At 66.1% G+C, this 17,899-nt stretch carries 19 protein-coding genes; 5 read left to right on the top strand and 14 right to left on the bottom strand.

What is annotated here, in order from left to right; genetic code table 11:
* The first annotated feature begins 1 nt into the window (after window position 1).
* Window positions 2-3,217: an efflux RND transporter permease subunit gene (locus FG91_RS04410; RefSeq protein WP_037512468.1), complete on the top strand. Its 3,216-nt coding sequence runs from the start codon at window positions 2-4 to the stop codon at window positions 3,215-3,217.
* 236 nt (window positions 3,218-3,453) lie between these two features.
* Here FG91_RS04410 and FG91_RS21965 read toward each other — a convergent pair whose 3' ends face one another.
* Genes FG91_RS21965 through trbB form a run of 12 tightly spaced genes read right to left on the bottom strand, consistent with a single transcriptional unit; the run spans window position 3,454 to window position 12,886 of the window.
* On the bottom strand, window positions 3,454-3,600 hold the full coding sequence (locus FG91_RS21965) for a hypothetical protein (protein ID WP_161785624.1): 147 nt from the start codon (window positions 3,598-3,600) through the stop codon (window positions 3,454-3,456).
* Window positions 3,601-3,633: 33 nt separating this feature from the next.
* Window positions 3,634-3,855, bottom strand: coding sequence for a DUF2274 domain-containing protein (locus FG91_RS04405; protein WP_037512466.1), 222 nt, complete (start codon window positions 3,853-3,855; stop codon window positions 3,634-3,636).
* Window positions 3,852-5,042: a TrbI/VirB10 family protein gene (locus tag FG91_RS04400; RefSeq protein WP_037512801.1), complete on the bottom strand. Its 1,191-nt coding sequence runs from the start codon at window positions 5,040-5,042 to the stop codon at window positions 3,852-3,854. The genes FG91_RS04405 and FG91_RS04400 overlap by 4 nt, the downstream gene beginning before the upstream one ends.
* Window positions 5,043-5,077: 35 nt before the next feature.
* Window positions 5,078-5,893 (bottom strand): P-type conjugative transfer protein TrbG, encoded by an 816-nt coding sequence (gene trbG / locus FG91_RS04395; RefSeq protein ID WP_235211950.1) that lies wholly within the window; start codon window positions 5,891-5,893, stop codon window positions 5,078-5,080.
* 35 nt (window positions 5,894-5,928) lie between these two features.
* Window positions 5,929-6,612 carry a conjugal transfer protein TrbF gene (gene trbF / locus FG91_RS04390; protein ID WP_037512464.1) on the bottom strand — a complete coding sequence of 228 codons (684 nt, stop codon included), beginning with the start codon at window positions 6,610-6,612 and terminating at the stop codon, window positions 5,929-5,931.
* Between the two features lie 6 nt (window positions 6,613-6,618).
* On the bottom strand, window positions 6,619-7,899 hold the full coding sequence (gene trbL, locus FG91_RS04385) for a P-type conjugative transfer protein TrbL (protein ID WP_037512462.1): 1,281 nt from the start codon (window positions 7,897-7,899) through the stop codon (window positions 6,619-6,621).
* Complete coding sequence (gene trbK-alt / locus FG91_RS04380; RefSeq protein WP_037512460.1) at window positions 7,896-8,150, bottom strand: putative entry exclusion protein TrbK-alt; 255 nt, start codon at window positions 8,148-8,150, stop codon at window positions 7,896-7,898. The genes trbL and trbK-alt overlap by 4 nt, the downstream gene beginning before the upstream one ends.
* A 1-nt stretch (window position 8,151) precedes the next feature.
* On the bottom strand, window positions 8,152-8,871 hold the full coding sequence (gene trbJ / locus FG91_RS04375) for a P-type conjugative transfer protein TrbJ (protein ID WP_037512458.1): 720 nt from the start codon (window positions 8,869-8,871) through the stop codon (window positions 8,152-8,154).
* Between the two features lie 13 nt (window positions 8,872-8,884).
* Entirely contained in the window at window positions 8,885-11,320 is a 2,436-nt protein-coding gene (gene trbE, locus FG91_RS04370; RefSeq protein WP_037512456.1) for a conjugal transfer protein TrbE, read from the bottom strand.
* Window positions 11,320-11,586, bottom strand: coding sequence for a VirB3 family type IV secretion system protein (locus FG91_RS04365; protein ID WP_037512454.1), 267 nt, complete (start codon window positions 11,584-11,586; stop codon window positions 11,320-11,322). Before FG91_RS04365 ends, trbE begins: the two co-directional genes overlap by 1 nt.
* Window positions 11,586-11,882, bottom strand: coding sequence for a TrbC/VirB2 family protein (locus FG91_RS04360; protein WP_235211949.1), 297 nt, complete (start codon window positions 11,880-11,882; stop codon window positions 11,586-11,588). The genes FG91_RS04365 and FG91_RS04360 overlap by 1 nt, the downstream gene beginning before the upstream one ends.
* Before the next feature lie 23 nt (window positions 11,883-11,905).
* Complete coding sequence (gene trbB, locus FG91_RS04355; protein ID WP_037512450.1) at window positions 11,906-12,886, bottom strand: P-type conjugative transfer ATPase TrbB; 981 nt, start codon at window positions 12,884-12,886, stop codon at window positions 11,906-11,908.
* A 219-nt stretch (window positions 12,887-13,105) separates the two neighbouring features.
* Here trbB and FG91_RS04350 point away from each other — a divergent pair, with 219 nt between their 5' ends.
* From FG91_RS04350 to FG91_RS21280, 4 genes are all read left to right on the top strand, one after another.
* Window positions 13,106-13,621: a helix-turn-helix domain-containing protein gene (locus FG91_RS04350; protein ID WP_081940414.1), complete on the top strand. Its 516-nt coding sequence runs from the start codon at window positions 13,106-13,108 to the stop codon at window positions 13,619-13,621.
* Between the two features lie 59 nt (window positions 13,622-13,680).
* A complete protein-coding gene (locus tag FG91_RS04345) occupies window positions 13,681-14,013 on the top strand; it encodes a hypothetical protein (RefSeq protein ID WP_037512449.1) in 333 nt (110 codons plus the stop codon).
* Between the two features lie 53 nt (window positions 14,014-14,066).
* Window positions 14,067-14,528, top strand: a complete 462-nt coding sequence (locus tag FG91_RS22300) for a hypothetical protein (protein ID WP_235211938.1) — start codon at window positions 14,067-14,069, stop codon at window positions 14,526-14,528.
* 101 nt (window positions 14,529-14,629) lie between these two features.
* Window positions 14,630-15,466, top strand: coding sequence for a JAB domain-containing protein (locus tag FG91_RS21280; RefSeq protein WP_327195782.1), 837 nt, complete (start codon window positions 14,630-14,632; stop codon window positions 15,464-15,466).
* Here the strand turns inward: FG91_RS21280 and FG91_RS04330 are convergent.
* Both FG91_RS04330 and FG91_RS04325 read right to left on the bottom strand, forming a co-directional pair.
* The gene (locus FG91_RS04330) at window positions 15,442-15,879 is read right to left on the bottom strand and encodes a hypothetical protein (protein WP_037512447.1); all 438 of its coding nucleotides are present in this window, start codon (window positions 15,877-15,879) and stop codon (window positions 15,442-15,444) included. The genes FG91_RS21280 and FG91_RS04330 overlap by 25 nt on opposite strands.
* Window positions 15,876-17,888: a conjugal transfer protein TraG gene (locus FG91_RS04325; protein WP_037512442.1), complete on the bottom strand. Its 2,013-nt coding sequence runs from the start codon at window positions 17,886-17,888 to the stop codon at window positions 15,876-15,878. Before FG91_RS04325 ends, FG91_RS04330 begins: the two co-directional genes overlap by 4 nt.
* Window positions 17,889-17,899 lie beyond the last annotated feature (11 nt).

Here is a 17,899-nt window from a genome sequence, read left to right as displayed (position 1 = left end):
CATGATCGCCCGTATCGTCACCTGGGCGGTCGAGAAGCGCTGGCTTGTCGTCCTGCTCACCGCCATTGCCGCCATCATCGGGGCCAGCGCGCTGTCGCGCTTGCCCATCGATGCGGTTCCCGACATCACCAACAACCAGATCCAGATCAACGTCCGCGCACCCGCGCTATCGCCCGAACTCGTCGAGAAGCAGGTCGCCTTCCCGATCGAGACCGCGCTCGCCGGAATCCCCGGCCTCGACCATACACGTTCGCTGAGCCGCAACGGCTTCGCGCAAATCACCGCTGTTTTCGATGACTCGACCGATATCTATTTCGCGAGGGCGCAGGTCGGTGAGCGACTGACGGCAGCCGCCGAGAATATACCCGACGGAGTCCGCCCCGAGATGGGGCCGATCGCGACGGGCCTCGGCGACGTCTATATGTGGACGGTGAGGATCGCGCAGCGGAAAGACGATGCGCATAAAGCCGGCGAACCTGGCCTTCAGCCCGATGGCAGCTATGTGACGCCCGAAGGCGAGCGGCTCGTTTCCGAAGCCGACAAGGCGACCTTCTTGCGCACGACACAGGACTGGATCGTCTCGCCTCTAATCCGGACCGTTCCGGGCGTGGCCGGCGTCGATTCGATCGGCGGTTATGCCAAGCAATATCTCGTGATTCCCGATGTTCAGCGCCTCGCCGCGCTCGATCTCAGCCTTACCGATCTCGCCGAAGCCCTCGAACGCAACAACACGGCGGTCGGCGGCGGGGTGGTCGAGCGCAACGGTGAAGGGCTCGCGGTCCGGTCGGATGCGCTGGTCCGCGATACCGCCGAACTCTCGCGCATCGTCGTCGCGACCCGTTCGGGTGTGCCGATCACGCTCGACCAGGTCGCAGCGGTCCGCACCGGTCAGGCCGTGCGGATGGGGTCGGCGTCCGAAGCGGGAACCGAAGTCATCGTCGGGACTGCCGTCATGCGCATCGGCGGCAACAGCCGAACCGTCGCGACCGCGGTTGCCGACCGACTGCAGGAGGTCAACGCCTCGCTGCCGCCCGATGTCGTCATCGAACCGGCGCTCGACCGTACAAGACTCGTCAACTCGACGATCTGGACGGTCGGCAAGAATCTCACCGAAGGCGCGCTGCTCGTCATCGTCGTGCTGTTCCTGCTGCTCGGGAATTTCCGCGCCGCGCTGATCGCGGCGCTCGTCATCCCGATCACGATGCTGCTCACCAGTTTCGGGATGCTCCGCGCGGGCGTGTCTGCGAACCTGATGAGCCTCGGGGCCCTCGACTTCGGCCTTATTGTCGACGGCGCCGTGATCATCGTCGAGAACGCGCTCCGCCGCATGGCTGACCTGCAGCATCGCCACGGCCGCATTCTAACCGTTCCGGAGCGCTTGGCGACCGTCGCGTCGGCGGCCCGCGAGATGGTACGTCCCTCGGTCTATGGCCAAGCGATCATCATTCTCGTCTATGTCCCTTTGCTCACGCTGAGCGGGGTCGAGGGCAAGACCTTCATCCCGATGGCGCTCACCGTCATCATCGCGCTGGCCTTCGCCTTCATCCTCTCGCTCACCTTCGTGCCTGCCGCGATCGCCATCTGGCTGTCGAAGCGGGTCGAGGAGAAGGAGGGCCGGATCATGAGCTGGCTCAAGCAGCGCTACGAACCCGGTCTCGACCGGGCGATGAGCAGGCCAAAGCTGACGCTCGGCGCCGGGATCGGCGGGTTCGTCGTCGCGATCCTCGCCTTTCTTTCGCTGGGCCAGGTGTTCCTGCCGCAGCTCGATGAAGGCGACCTCCTCATCCAGGCGTTCCGCGTTCCCTCGACGTCGGTCGAGCAAAGCCAGGCGATGCAGGTGCCGATCGAACGGATGCTCTCGAAGCAGCCCGAGGTCGCGATCGCCTTCTCGAAGACCGGGACGGCCGATCTCGCGTCCGATCCGATGCCGCCGAGCGCGACCGACAATTTCGTGATCCTCAAACCCCGGAAGGAGTGGCCCGACCCAAGTCTCCCCAAAGCCGAACTCGTCGAACGGCTGGAAAAGGAGCTGAACAAATTTCCGGGCAACGCCTATGAAATCACCCAGCCGATCCAGATGCGCTTCAACGAGCTGATCGCAGGGGTGCGCGGCGACATTGCGATCAAGGTCTATGGCGACGACTTCGACGCCATGAACAGGACCGCCGAGCGGGTCGCCGCGATCCTGCGGAAAACCGAGGGTGCCAGCGATGTCCGTGTCGAAGAGACCGAAGGCCTCTCGATGCTCGACATTCGCGCCAACCGCGATGCGATGGCGCGCCTCGGGGTGACGGCGCAGGATGTGCAGGATGTCGTCACCGCGACGATCGGCGGCCGCGAGGCCGGGACGATTTTCGAGGGTGACCGGCGTTTCCCGGTGGTCATTCGGCTTTCGGAAGCGCAGCGCTCCGACCTGTCGGTCCTCGAACAGGTGCAGGTTCCGGTCGCGGGCGGGGCATTTGTTCCCCTCGCGAGCGTCGCCGATATTCGCATCGTCGACGGCCCGAACCAGATCAGCCGCGAGAACGGCAAACGGCGCGTGGTGGTGCAGGCCAATGTGCGCGGCCGCGCGATCTCCGATGTGGTTGCGGATGCCAAGGCTGGGATAGCGAAAGATGTCCGGCTTCCCGCAGGAAGCTATCTTGAATGGGGCGGACAGTTCCAGAACCTGGCCTCGGCGCGCGATCGGCTCCAGCTCGTCGTCCCGGCCTGTTTTGTGCTGATCCTGCTGCTGCTCTACGGCGCGCTCCGGTCATCGCGTGACGCGGCGATCGTGTTCACGGGAGTGCCGCTCGCGCTCATCGGCGGCGTGCTGGCCCTGTTCCTCCGCGGTATGGACTTCTCCATCTCGGCCGCGGTCGGCTTCATCGCCCTGTCGGGCATCGCGGTTCTCAATGGCCTCGTGATGGTGTCGTCGATCCAGGAACTGATGCGATCGGGCATGGAGCGGGCGGAAGCTGCCCGGCAAGGCGCGCTCATGCGCCTGCGCCCGGTGGTGATGACCGCGCTCGTCGCGAGCCTTGGCTTCGTGCCGATGGCGCTCGCGACCGGCGCCGGGGCCGAAGTGCAGAAGCCGCTGGCGACGGTGGTGATCGGCGGACTGATTTCGGCCACGTTGCTCACACTGTTCGCGCTTCCGACCCTCTATGCGCGTTATGGAGACAAGCGTGCACAGAAGGACGAAAGGATCGAGGATAGCGCACTCGAACAGCCATGAGGAAGGAGGCTCTGCCGGACCCGACTATGTGGCGGGCGCGATCAGCCGAAGCCTGACGCACATGTCGGCACTCGGAGGCAGGCACCTCTTCGCGAAACTGGTGAGGGCGCGGCTGTTCGTCAACCGCGCCCTCTTCCTGAAGGGGATGGGTTCGAAAATCGCGCGCAATCTTGCTGAGCAGATCCGACAAATGGCCAAAGGCCATACCGGACCCATGACCAACAGCCGGCTTCGGCCTAGCGACGCGCCCGGTACAGCGAAATTGAGCCCGTCGGGGTCGGAATCGTCCGGACTTCGTCGACGTTGCGAAACCCGGCATCGCGCAGGATTTCGGGGACGCAGCCGCGCGCATTCGGCTCGGTCAGCTCACAGCCATAGATCACCTACACCTGCCGAAAGAAGGTGAACCGATGTGATCAGCGCCGACGCCGCTCGGCCGCGAACCCGCGATCGGTCGCAATAAAGCGCTCGATCATGGGGACCGCGATCTTTTCGGGCGGCAAAGGTTCGCCGAGCCCCGTCGTCTTCGCATGCACTTCGGCATAGGTGACCAATTCCCGGTAAAGTGCGCCGGGCAATTCGATGGCGAGCTTCACCGGTTTGTCGTCGGCGACCGGGCCGAGCCTGAGCTTGCTCATCGGCCACTCTCCTCGGGCCCGAGGATCAAGTCACGCGTCACGACAACGCGCAGCGCAAACCCCGGGCGGATCGTGAGGGTCGGCGGCACATTCATCTGTCGCTCGACGAGGCGCCGTCCCGACTGGTTGATCGTATCCTGCGAACCATCGCGAAGCGCCCGTACCAAAGCGTCGTTGTCATTCGTGCCAAGCTCGGCGCCGACGCCGAGGAGCGTCGAGATGAGCGCGGCGCGCAGCATCGAACCCCAGTGCTGATCGGTGCGATCGGACAGACCGGCCATGCCGCCCGCATCGGCGCCAGGCTGACGATCGAGGCGAATCGAGCGGCCGCCCGGAAGGATCAGGCGGTCCCAGGCGAGCAACACCCTTTCCTGTCCCGCGGAAATCTCGCTGTCATACTCGCCGACCAGCCGCGCGCCTTGCGGAATGAGCAGGATGCGCCCGGTCGGACTGTCATAGACATTCTGGGTGACCTGTGCAGTCACCTGGCCGGGCAGGTCCGACCGGATGCCGGTGATCAACGCGGCCGGGATGACGCTCCCGGCCTGCAGGATATTGGGCGAGGATGGTGGCCGGGCGCGCTCGGCGCTTTCGAAGGACCGGCCGGGACCGCTGGCGAGAAAGGCGCGCCGTGCGGTCGCCGGCGTTTGCGGACCGCCTTCGGGAGCGGGCGCGCTCGGCGCCGGCAGGTCGAGGGCTCCGCGCAGAACGTCGGCGCCCGTCCCGTTCGCGGATCCACCGCCGAGAAAGAGCCGGCTCGCTGTCGCCGCCTCGCGTTCTTGCCGCGCCCGTTCACGCGCCTCGTCGGCGGGCATCCGCCCGCCCGCTGGGCTATTGCCGACGGACGGCACCGGGACGCTTTCGCCATCGCGCTGCGCTGCCAGGATGGGCCGTCCAAGATCGCCGGGCAGCGGCGGCCCGAGTTTCGCAACCTTGTCATAGTCGGCGGGCGCGCCGGTGACGACCTCGGCCTTGTTTGCCTGGCCGGTGGAATAGAGATTTTCGTGCGGCTTCGGCGCTGCGGGCTGCAGGGCAAAAAGCAGGGCTCCACCGATCGCGATGCCGCCCAGAGCGCCGATGATCGCCAGTGTCTTGCGCGACAGGCGCATGACGCGTGGCGGCTCCCCGCGCAGCCGGAAGGCATCGCCATCCTGCGGCGAGGCCGCGCGTTCGCCCTCGCCCTGCATTTCGGCCGAAAGCGCCGCTTGTTCCGCGGAACCCGTCACGACCGCCCCCGGCGGCGCGCCATCTCGCGCTCGATCCGGACGACGCGTGCCCGCTTCCCGGCACCGAGGCGAAGCTCCCCGCGCTCGAACAGCCGGTCGACGATCATATAGCGGCCCTGCACACGGTAGTTGACCAACTCGGCCTCGCCAGCGGCGCCAAGCACGAACAAGGGCGGCATATCGCCCGTGGCGATATCTTCGCCGAACTCGATGAAGAGCTGGCGCGTGTCGTCGAAGGCGCGCACCGGCCGCCACGCGGGCGTGTCGCCCGTGATACGATAGCGAAAGTTGAGGGCGGCGAGGTCGATCGCCCCGGCAACGGGGGCGATGCGCGCCGCCTCGGCTTCGGCGGCCTGCAAGGCGATCAGCTCATCGGCGGGGTAAGTCCAGGATACCGATGCCATATAGGCCGCTGGGGTCGCGCGAAGTTCGACATGATAGGTACGCCGATCGGTGTTGATGATGAGATTGGTCATGATGTCCGAGCGGGTCGGCTTGACGAGAACATGCACGCGCCGCCGGGCGCCAGCGCCGCTCACCGTATCGCCGATGATCCAGCGCACCGTGTCGCCCGACGCGACAGGTCCGGGGCCGACGAGTTGTTCGCCTTCCTGCAACACGATGTCGGTGACCTGCCCGGGCGCCGAATACACCTGAAACAGCGCCCCTTCGGCCCAGGCATATTGCTGGATCGCGTTCCGGTAGCCTTGCCGGTCGGGTTGGACGCGGGCCTCGGCATTGGCGCGGCCGACGCGCTGGCGAGGATCTGCCGGCTCGCCCGCCCCAGCGGGCGATGCGAGCAGGGAGAGCATGGCTCCCAATGCGAGCGGGAGCGGATGATATCGCGTCATTGGCTGAGTTCCTTCGACCAGTTGAAAGCGGTGACAAAGAGCCCGAGCGGGTTCTTGCGGAGCGCATCGGGGGTGCGCGGCGGCTGGATCGTGACCGTCACGATTGCCGACCAGCGCGAGCGCTCGATCAGGCTTCCGTCCTGATAGCGCCGCTCGGTCCAGGCGATGCGAAAGCTGTCTTTCGAGGCGCGGATGACGCTGGAGACGTCGACCGCAACCTGCACTTTGCCAACCTCTGCGAAGGGATCGTTGGTGCGCGCATAGTCATTGAGCGCCTGCGCCCCGGTCGCGCTCGCAAAATCATAGGCGCTAAGCCAGTCGGCGCGCAGCACGACGGGATCGGCGGGAATGCCGCGGACATGCTCGATGAAACGGGCGAGATGGAACGCGACCTGCGGATCGGTTGGCCGATAGTCGCCGTCGGCGGCCGCCACGGCGCGCGCTTCGCCGAGCTTGTCGACCTCGACGACCCAGGGCGTGATCGTGCCGCGCGATGCCTGCCACACGAGGCCGCCGGCCAGCCCGCCCGACATCACAAGGCAGCCGAAAAAGGCGAGCCGCCAGTTCTTCGCCTGGACGCGCGCCGATCCGATCCGGTCGTCCCACTCCTGCTTCGCGCGCTGGTAGGGCGTGACCGGCTCGGGCGCGCGGCCATAATGATTGGAGGGCCTTTTGAACATGATCGATCAGTCCTTTTCGCTGATGTCGGGAGCCGAACCGGCGCCATGGCTGTCGCCGCCCTTCAGGGTCTGTGTGCCGATCGTCGCGCCGTGCGTCATCGTCTGGCGGCGGCGCATGGCCGCGGCCCAAGCGGGCGGTCCGTCGGCGGGCCTCGGGGTCGTCGTGCCGCCGGCGCCGCCATCGCGGCCAGCCTCGAAATCGGCCCGGACCTTGGCAGCGGCGCTGCGGAGCGGCGACGCGATACCGCCTGCGGCGGAGCGCGCGACATTGGCCAGGCCCGATCCAACCGCCGCAGCCCCGCTCTTTCCGGCCGCTCCGGCGGTGTAAGCTGCCGACGCACCACCGGCACCGCGTGCGCCGGCAGCAGCGGCGCCGCGCGCCGCGGTGGCGGCCGCTCCAGCCGCCAGCGCCGTGCCGGCGGCGCCAGCGGCCAGCGTGGCACCCGCCGCGACGGTGGTTCCCGCTGCCGCGCCGGCTCCGAGCTGCGGCCCACCTGCGACGATGCCGTTGGCGATGCTGGGTCCGAAGATGCCAAGGCCCAGAAGCGTGAGCGCCCCGAGCGCGATCGCCATTGCCTGTTCGATGTCGGGTTCGGGGCCGACACCTGCGTTCAGGAAGCGATCGAATAGCGTCGTCCCGATGCCGGTGATGACAGCGAGCACGAGCACCTTGATTCCCGACGAAACAATATGCCCCAGCACCCGCTCGGCCATAAAGGCGGTGCGTCCGAAAAAGGCGAAAGGGATGAGAACGAACCCCGCAAGGGTGACCAGCTTGAACTCGAGGATCGTCACGAAGACCTGCACCGCGAGGATGAAGAAGGCGAGCACGACGATAATCCAGGCGACCAGCAGGATCAGAATCTGCATGAAATTCACGAACAGCCCGATCGGTCCCAGGAGGTCGGCGCTGGCATCGAGCAAGGGCTCGGCGGCATCGAGCCCGGTCGCCGCAACAACGCCGGGGCGCATGAAGTCACCGATCGCCATGGCGCCGCCGCTCGCTTTCAGACCGAGGCCCGCAAAGCTTTCGAGCATGATCGTCGCAAGGCTCTGGAAGTTGCCGATGATGAAAGCAAAGACGCCGATGTAGAGCGTCTTCTTGACGAGTCGCTGAAGCACATCCTCATCCGCCCCCCATGCCCAGAAGAGCGCGGCAATCGTCACGTCGATCACGATCAACGTCGAGGAGAGGAAGCCGACCTCTCCTCCCAATAGACCGAAGCCGCTGTCGATATAGGTCGAGAAGACCGACAGAAATTGGTCGATAACGCCGGTATCGTTCATTTCTCATCCTTCTCTTGGCCGAAGAAATGGCGCCGCTTCGTCTCCCACGCCGCCTCGCATTCGGGGTCGGCGACGGTGACGGTGCGGCAGCGGCGCAGCGTATCCCCAAGGCCCGGCCGTGCGTCCGCTCCGGATATCTGCGCGGGAGCGGACGCCCGGGGCGCGGGCGGATCCACCGCGGCGACGAGCGCAAGCGTCAGCGCCATGCCGCCGATCACCGCCCCGACCGCAAGCTTTCCCGCCCGGCCCATCTCAATTGCCTTTGCGGAAGCGGCGAAAGCGTTCGCGCCCTTCGGCCTCGGCGGAGGCGGCACGCGCGGCACCCAGCATTTCGGCGCGGCCCTGCGCCGCGATCGCGGCGGCGAGATCGCCGAGCTGCCGCGACTGGAGCGCGAGCAGCTGATTGCCCGCCTGCGCCGCCTGAAGCGCGCCGGTCGCTGACTGGCTTGCGGTGACCAGCGTGCCGATCGACTGGCGCGTCGCGTCCATGCCCGCGACGACCCCCGCCTGCACCTTCATCGCGTCCTGGAAGGCGCCGACGCTGTCGTTCCAGCGCGCCTCGGCATTGGCGACCATCGCGGCGTGCGGCCCCGACAGTGCCGCGCCTCTGTAACGCGCGTCGAACGCTTGCTGGATGTCGCCCACGTCGAAGGCGACCCGCTGCGCTTCGCCCAGAAGCTCGCGCGTGCGATCGACCTGCCCCTGCAGCTCCTGCAACGTCGAGACCGGCAAGCTCTCGAGGTTACGCGCCTCGTTGACGAGCGAGGTCGCCTGATTCTGAAGCTGCTTGATCTGGTTGTTGATCTGTTCGAGCGTCCGCGCGGCGGTCAGGATATTCTGGGAATAGTTACGCGGATCGTGAACGATGCCGCCGACCTGGGCACTCGCCGGTCTCACGACCAAAGCGGGCGGCAGCATGGTCGCTGCAACCAGTGCCGCCAGCGCGGCGCGGCGATAAGATGGCAGTTTCATCAAATTCTCTCCTTCAGGGGGCTGCAATTTCAAGGTGACCAAGAAGATCGGCGGCCCACAAGAGGCCGCGATGGCGGAGCCAGGCGGCCGCAAACTGGGCCTGCCCATGGGCTGCGACGAGTTCGCCGATGCGGATCTGGTCGGCTTTCGAGGAGGCGGCGGCGAAGGCGAGCGCGATATCGCCGAGCCCGAGTTCGAACAGCCGGTTGCCGCGCCGCGACTGGCAATAATAGTCGCGCTTCGGGGTCGCTCGGCTCAGGATTTCGATTTGCCGGTCGTTGAGCCCGAACCGTTCATAAACCCGGGCGATCTGCGGTTCGGCGGCGCGCTCGTTGGGCAGAAAGATGCGTGTCGGACAGCTTTCGATGATCGCGGGCGCGATGCTCGATCCCTCGATGTCGGCGAGGCTCTGGGTGGCGAAGATCACGCTCGCATTCTTCTTGCGAAGCGTCTTCAGCCATTCGCGCAGTTGCGCCGCGAAGGCGGGGCTGTCGAGAACGAGCCAGCCTTCATCGATGATGATCAAGGTGGGCGAGCCATCGAGCCGTCCCTCGATCCGATGAAAAAGATAGGACAGAACCGGCGCAGCGGAGGCCGCGCCGACCAGCCCTTCGGTTTCGAGCGCCTGAACGCGCGCGAGGCCCAGATGCTCGGCCTCGGCATCGAGCAGCCGCCCCCAGGGACCACCGACCAGATAGGGCGACAGTGCGAGTTTCAGCTCCTGCGACTGGAGCAGCACGGCGAGGCCAGTCAGCGTGCGCTCGGAAGCCGGCGCGGTCGCGAGCGAAGTCAGCGCCGACCAGAGATGCTCTTTCGCCGCCGGATCGACCGCGATGCCCTCGCCTGCGAGCAGCGCCGCGAGCCAGTCGGCTGCCCAGGCGCGCTCTGCCGCCTCGTCGATCCGCGCGAGCGGCTGCAGGGCCACCGATCCCGCGCTGGCGGCATCATGGAGCGCGCCGCCGAGATCCTGCCAGTCGCCCCCCATAGCGAGCGCCGCCGCGCGGATCGAGCCGCCATAGTCGAAGGCGAAGATCTGACTGCCTTCATAGCGGCGGAACTGCATCGCCATCAGCGCGAGCAGCACCGACTTGCCGGCGCCGGTCGGACCGACGACGAGGCTATGCCCGACATCGCCGACGTGAAGCGAAAAGCGGAACGGGGTCGAGCCTTCGGTCTTGCCGTAGAGCAAGGGGGCGTCACCGAAATGCTCGTCCCGTTCCGCCCCCGCCCACACCGCGGAGAGGGGGATCAGATGGGCGAGATTGAGGGTCGAGACAGGGGGCTGGCGGACGTTCGCATAGACATGGCCGGGCAGGCTGCCGAACCATGCCTCGAGCGCGTTGACGCCTTCGACCGTGCAGGTGAAGTCACGGCTCTGGATGATCTTCTCGACCAGCCGCAGCTTCTCGGCCGCCAGGCCAGGGTCGCGGTCCCAAACGGTAATCGTCGCGGTGACATAGGCAATTCCGGCCTCGTCGGCGCCGAGTTCCTGCAGTGCCATGTCGGCGTCGGCCGCCTTGTTCGACGCATCGCTGTCCATCAGGACCGACGCCTCGTTGGTCATCACCTCCTTCAGGATCGCGGCGACCGACTTGCGCTTGGCGAACCATTGCCGGCGGATCTTCGTCAGAAGCTTGGTCGCGTCGGTCTTGTCGAGCATGATTGCCCGCGACGACCAGCGATAGGCGAAGGCCAGGCGGTTGAGCTCGTCGAGCAGGCCGGGGAAGGTGACGCTCGGAAAGCCGGTAATGGTGAGCGTGCGCAGATGCGACGTGCCGAGCCGGGGTTCGAGGCCGCCGGCGAGCGCCTCGTCGGCGAGCAGCGCATCGAGATAGGCCGGCGTCTCGGGCACGCGGACGCGCTGGACCTTTGTCGACACGCAGCTGTGCAGATAGGTCAGCGTCTCGCCGTCACCCAGCCATTCGGCCTCGGGCATGAAGCCCTCGACGAGATGGAGTATGCGCCCGGTGCGATCGACGAAACCCGCGAGCAGTTCCTTGGCATCAACGCCGGCCTTCGATCGGCCCTCGTAGAGCCAGGCCTCGGCGCGCGCGGCTTCCTCGGCGGGCGGCATCCAGAGCAGGGTCAGATAATAGAAGCTCTCGAAATGCGCCCCCTCCTCGCGGAACTGCTCGCGGCGCTCGACATCGACGAGCTCGGATACGGGGTCGGGGAATTCGGCGACCGGATAGGACACGGCCGGCACGCGCTGTGCCTCGACGAACACCGCCCAGCCCGATCCGAGCCGCCGGAGCATATTGTTGAGCCGCGACGTGACCGCGACGAGCTCGGCGGGCGTGGCGCTGTCGAGGTCGGGCCCGCGAAAGCGCGCCGTGCGCTGGAAGGAGCCGTCCTTGTTCAGCACCACGCCCTCCGCCACCAGGCAGACCCAAGGGAGGAAATCGGCGAGGCGGGCGGATTTCGTGCGATATTCGGAGAGGTTCATCATCAGCGCATCCAGACGGGATATTTGAGGTGACGGCGGGCGACGTCGGCGAACTGCGGGTCGCGGCGGGCAGCCCAGACCGCGAGGGCGTGGCCGATCGCCCATATCGCGAGACCGACGATCCAGAGGCGGAGGCCGAGGCCCACGGCGCCCGCGAGCGTGCCGTTGAGGATTGCGAGGCTGCGCGGCGCGCCGCCGAGCAGGATCGGTTCGGCCAGCGCCCGGTGGACCGGCGCGAAATAGCCCGGCACCTCCCCTTCCCGGCCCATCAGACGAGCGCTCCGCCGCCGAAGGAAAAGAAGGAGAGGAAGAAGCTCGAGGCGGCGAAAGCGATCGACAGGCCGAACACGATTTGGACCAGCCGCCGGAAGCCGCCCGACGTATCGCCGAAGGCAAGGCTGAGACCCGTCACGATGATGATGATCACCGCGACGATCTTGGCGACCGGCCCCTCGATGCTTTCGAGGATCGACTGGAGCGGCGCCTCCCATGGCATCGACGAGCCGCCGGCGTGCGCGGGCGCCGAGAGCGCCAATGCGATGACGAAGGCGCCTGCGGTCAGCATCGGGCGCTTGGGAAAGGCAATTTTCATGACGGATCTCCTGCGGAATGGGCGGGTGTGAGACGATATTCGCCGGTCGCGGGATCGAGCCCGTCGACGCGCGCGAGTTCGGAGAGCCGCCGGCCTGTCCCGTCACGCACGAGCACGGCGACGAGGTCGATCGTTTCGGCGAGCAGGGCGCGCGGCACGGTGACCACGGCCTCCTGGATCAGTTGCTCCATCCGGCGCAGCGCGCCGAGTGCGCTGCCGGCGTGGATCGTCCCAACGCCGCCCGGGTGCCCCGTGCCCCAGGCTTTCAGCAGGTCAAGCGCTTCGGCGCCGCGTACCTCGCCGATCGGAATACGATCGGGGCGCAGGCGCAGCGAAGAGCGAACGAGGTCGGAGAGCGAGGCGACGCCATCCTTGGTCCGCATCGCGACCAGATTGGGCGCGGCGCATTGGAGTTCGCGCGTGTCCTCGATCAGCACGATCCGGTCGCGGCTTCCCGCAATCTCGGCGAGCAGCGCGTTGGTCAGCGTGGTTTTGCCGGTCCCGGTGCCTCCCGCGACGAGAATGTTGAGCCGGTCGCGGACTGCCGAGCGGAGAGTTTCGGCCTCGCCTGCGCGCATGATGCCGGATGCGACATAGTCGTCGAGCGAGAAGACGGCGATCGCCGGTTTGCGGATCGCAAAGGCCGGTGCGGCGACGACCGGCGGCAGCAGGCCTTCGAAGCGCTCACCGCCCTCGGGCAGTTCGGCCGAGACGCGCGGTGCCGCCGCATGAACTTCGGCGCCGACATGATGGGCGACGAGCCGAATGATGCGTTCGCCGTCTGCGGCAGTCAGGCGATACCCGCTCTCGGCGACGCCCTGACCCAGCCGGTCGACCCACAGACGGCCGTCGGGATTGAGCATGATTTCGATGACTTCGGGATCGGCGAGCCATTTGGCGATCGCATCGCCCATCGCCGTGCGCAGCATGCGCGCGCTGCGATGATGTGCCTCCAGCCGGATCGGTTCTGCGCCCATCGATATCCCCGTTTCTTGACCCGGGGCAAGGGCGCCCCGTTCGACGGGGACGAGTAAGAGACGCAGAGAAGGATGCGATTCAACAAGCTTTTGTTCGCGTCGTACAATGGCGAAGAAAGACAGGGAGCGGCGTAGGCGCCGCTCGGGTAACATCCTCCAAGAAACCGCATATCGGGTCCGGTAGCTTGTGTTCGGCCCGATTTTGACAAGAGTGTAACAATGACTGATTCGGGGTCGCAGCCGTCAGAGGACGAAGCGCGCTGGGCGCGCCTCACGGACAAGCAACGCGCTTGCCTCGATCTGCTGCTCGAGCGGCAGACTTCGAAGCAAATTGCCCGCCGTCTCGATATTTCAAAGCAAGCCGTAGATCTGAGGCTCACGACCGCGCGCGACATATTGGGAGCGGCGAACCGCGACGAGACCGCGATCCGCTATGCACGCCTCAGGCAGACCTATGACCGGATACCATGGGATGCGGTCATACTACCGCCGCCGCCCGACCTCGTGCCATCCGACTTCCCGGACGGCGGGCCGGCCGCATTGGCGCTGAACGATAGTACATCGCTCACACAGCAACCAGTCGCGAACGACCCACTGTTCAAGAGTCTCTGGAGGCATGATCACTCCCGCCCGAACCGGGGCTGGATCATGGCGGCGATGCTTGTCGGCCTGATCCTTCTTGCTCTTGCGGGCGTGACGATCGGCGAAACGCTGACCCGGCTGATCTCCGGCTGATTCTTTCATCCTGTCCGTCATCAATCGCCGGAGCGTGCGCTTCCGGCAGAGGAGAAGTCATGTCCAACGAAATCACCATCGCGGCAGCACGCTTGGCCCGCGATGTTCCGGCCGCCGAAGTGAGAGTCGACGATGCGCTCATCGCGGTGTCATCGCTGATGACCAGCGTGGTCACAGCGCGGCGGGACATCAAAGGCGTCCCGGCAACCAAGGGTCATGCGACCCTCCGCCTGCTGCTGAAAGCGCAGTCGGCACTCGTCGGCGTCAGCGGCGACATTCTGCGTGTTCATGGCGAACTCGCCGACCTCGGACGCGAAACCGCCGGTTACGATCTCCACGAATGTCCGTCGATTGCCGAAGCAGGAGCCGGCGCGCGGGCATCAGCCGCCTGATGCCGATTGACCGGAAGCGACGGCCGTGAAAGTCTCAGGGCGTGCGTATAGCCTTGTTTCTTGCTTTCTTGGCCGTTGCTGTCGGCTATGCCGCCTGGCGTGGCGGCGGCCCCGAACGGGCGATGGCGGCGATAGCCGTGACGATGGTGGGGCTGGACCAACTGCTCCACGCTTTCGTTCCGCCGAACTTCGCATCGCTCGACACCGGCCATCTCGCGATCGACCTGTTCGGGGCGGCAGCCACCGTCACGCTCGCGCTCTTTGCACATCGTTTCTGGCCCATGTGCATCGCCGTTTTGCACCTGGTTCCGCTTCTGGCTCACACAAGCCGGATCATCGACGTGGCGCTGCATCCGGCGGCCTATCTCGCGATGCAGGTGGCGACCTCATGGCCGGTGCCTGCGATCCTCATCCTCGCAACCTGGCGTCACCAGCGTCGGCTGGCGCGCGGCGACAACGAGCCATCCTGGCAAATCTCGTCGCGGCGATCGATCCCGACAACAGCCGGGAAGTAGCTGACGCGCTGCTCGCGGAACATCGCACGCTCGCGCGACTTCTCACCCGGTCACCCGAAGCCTTGGCGCGCACGCTGGGCAAGAGCAGTCCGGTGGCCGCGATGCTCGTCGCCGCGCGCGCCGCCACGCTGGAAGCAATGCGCGCAGAGCTTGCCGGCTGCGATATCGATCCGTCCAACCCGGGGCTGCTCCGATATTTAAGGACGTCAATGGGAGCGCTGTCCGACGAAGTGCTGAGAGTGCTGTTCCTCGATACATCGCGGCGTCTTCTCGCCGATGAGCAGTTGCAACATGGGACGCTCGGGCAACTCGCAATTTATCCGCGCACCATATTTCGCCGCGCCATTGAGCTGGACGCCGCGGCAATCATCCTCGTCCACAATCATCCAAGCGGCGACCCGACGCCAAGCCGGTCCGATATCGAAGCAACCGAGCGACTGGCCGCGATTGGACGGTCCCTGAATGTCGAAATAGTTGAACATATCGTCGTAACACTCGGCGGACATCGGACGATCCTGCAAGGGCGAACCTCAGCCCGTCCTGCTCCGTCGCCGCAGATCATGCTTCGCAGCGAGACACCGGATTGGGTGGGCGGCCCCGACACAGCCCGGGCGCTGGCCAATGCGCACAGGACGTCCCGGCGTCGAATGCTCCGCCGCCAACTCGTCGGGGCCGATGACCTGTTCGGCGAGCCCGCTTGGGATATGCTGATCGATCTTTTCATCCATGAAGCCGAAGCAAGGCCGGTATCGACCAGCTCGCTCGGCATAGCATCGGGTCTCGGGATGAGCAGCGCGCTCAGGTTGGTCCAGCGCCTCTGCGATGCAGGATTGGTGACCCGCGAAGCCGACCGCCAAGACGGCAGACGCAATTTCATCCGCCTTACACCCGATCTCGCGCATCGCCTTACAGCCTATTTTGCGGCCGGCGACGAATGATCGCCGTCGCAGTCGCGTGAAAGCTCGTCACCGAGTTTCGGTCCGAGCTCCATGCGGCGGCTGAGCGATTCCACGAAAGCCTCCCATCTTTTCTTGCCGGTGACCTGCGCAGCCCGAAGCGCCGCGTCGGGGAGTGGCGGATGGTTGATGAGCCAGGAGCGAACGAACAGCGCGAAACCTTCGTTCGATAATTCTACATTCCATTCGAGGCGATCGAGCTGCCGCGATATCCGGTCGAGCCTGCGGGTCAGAACGGCTTCGACCCGCTCCTCATGGTCGGGTGTGAGCAAGGATGCGAGCGCGGCCTCGACGATATCGGTACGGGTGATCCGGCGACTGCTGGCCCGTTCGTCGAGTTGGCGTGCCAGCACGGCGTCGATGCGGAAGGTTCGCTTGACGGAGGATTTCCTCACAGGTCGATCCCATCGTCCGGATCCTGTGAGGCCAGCCGGGCACCCCGGCGCATCGCACCCTCGATGGCCTTCCGCTCCCGAACCGGATCATCGTCTCGGGACTCATTCCCAAAGTCGAACTCGCTGGTTCCCGCGCGAGGTTCGGGTGCGATATTCTCATGATCGGGGATCGCGGGCTCCTGCCGGATGCCGCCGTTGGTGTCGTCATCTTGCTCCTCGCTTTCGGCCGCATCGACGATCTCATCGCTGTCCGCCATGTGGGCGACATTGCCCGGCAAAACCGCCGGACGTTCCAGCGAACTCCAGTCGTCGGGTCGGGCCTCGCGCGCTTCCGGCGGCGGAGGCGGAGGCAGGAGCCGCGCCTTGAATCGGGGATCGGTATAATAACGCGCCTTGCTCGCGCGGATCGGAGCGACGCCGGCCACCATCACGATTTCCTGATCGGGCGGAAGCTGCATGACCTCGCCGGGCGTCAGCAAGGCGCGGGCGGTTTCGGTGCGCGACACCATGAGATGGCCGAGCCAGGGCGACAGCCGGTGGCCGGCATAATTCTTCATCGCGCGCATTTCGGTCGCGGTGCCGAGCGCGTCGGAGATGCGTTTGGCGGTGCGCTCGTCATTGGTCGCGAAACTCACACGGACATGACAATTGTCGAGGATAGCATTGTTTTGCCCGTAGGCCTTCTCGATCTGATTGAGCGACTGGGCGATCAGGAAGGCCTTGATCCCGTAGCCGGCCATGAAGGCGAGCGCGCTCTCGAAAAAGTCGAGCCGTCCGAGCACCGGGAATTCGTCGAGCATCAGCAAGAAGCGTTGCGGCCTCGCCGCAGGATTGAGTTCTTCGGTCAGGCGCCGCCCGACCTGATTGAGGATGAGCCGAATGAGAGGCTTGGTGCGGCTGATATCGCCGGGCGGGACGACCAGATAGAGCGAGGTAGGCACCTCACCCGTCACCAGGTCGGCGATGCGCCAGTCCGATCGCCGGGTTACCGCCGCGATCACCGGGTCGCGGTACAGCCCCAAAAAGGACATCGCTGTCGAAAGCACGCCCGATCGCTCGTTCGCCGATTTATTGAGAAGGTCCTGCGCCGCCGAGGCGACCACGGGATGGACGCCCGCTTCGCCGAGATGCGCGGTCGTCTGCATGATCCGCAGGGTCGTCGCGATCCCGCGGCGCGGGTCCGACAGGAAGGCCGCGACGCCCGCGAGCGACTTGTCTTCCTCGGCATAGAGGACATGCAGGATCGCGCCCACGAGGAGCGAGTGGCTGGTCTTCTCCCAATGGTTGCGCTTCTCGAGGCTGCCTTCGGGATCGACGAGCACGTCGGCGACATTCTGCACGTCGCGCACTTCCCATTCACCCCGCCTGACTTCGAGCAGCGGATTATAGGCGGCCGAGCCGATGTTGGTCGGATCGAAGAGCAGGACACGGCCGTGCTTCGCGCGAAAGCCCGACGTCAGCTGCCAATTCTCGCCCTTGATGTCGTGGACGATGCAGCTGCCGGGCCAGGTGAGCAAGGTCGGAACCACGAGCCCCACGCCCTTTCCCGAGCGGGTCGGCGCGAAGCAGAGGATATGCTCGGCGCCGTCATGGCGCAGATAGTGGCGCCGATATTGGCCGAGGATCACGCCGGTATCGCCGAGCATCCCTGCACGCCGGATTTCGGCGGTATCGGCCCAGCGCGCCGAGCCATAAGTCTCGGCGCGGCGGCGCTCGCGAGCGCGCAACACCGACATCGCGATCGCCACGATGATCGAAAGGAAGCCGCCCGACGCGGCGATCATCGCGCCGCGATAGAAGATCGGCGGCGCATAAGCGTCATAGACGAACCACCACCAGAAGAAGGCGGGCGGCGGGTAGACGGGATAATCGCCGATGCGGAACCATGGCGCGCCGAGCGCCGCCTGAAACCCGAGCGCGGCCGCTGTCCACTGCGTCGCCGCCCATATCGCGAGAATCACGATCGTACCGACCGCCGCGATCTGTCCCCAGAGGATCTTGTCGTTCACCTCGATTTGCC

Origin of the sequence: Sphingopyxis sp. LC81 (assembly GCF_000756375.1) — a bacterium.
Lineage (GTDB): Bacteria > Pseudomonadota > Alphaproteobacteria > Sphingomonadales > Sphingomonadaceae > Sphingopyxis.
This window is presented reverse-complemented; position numbering and strand designations above follow the sequence as displayed.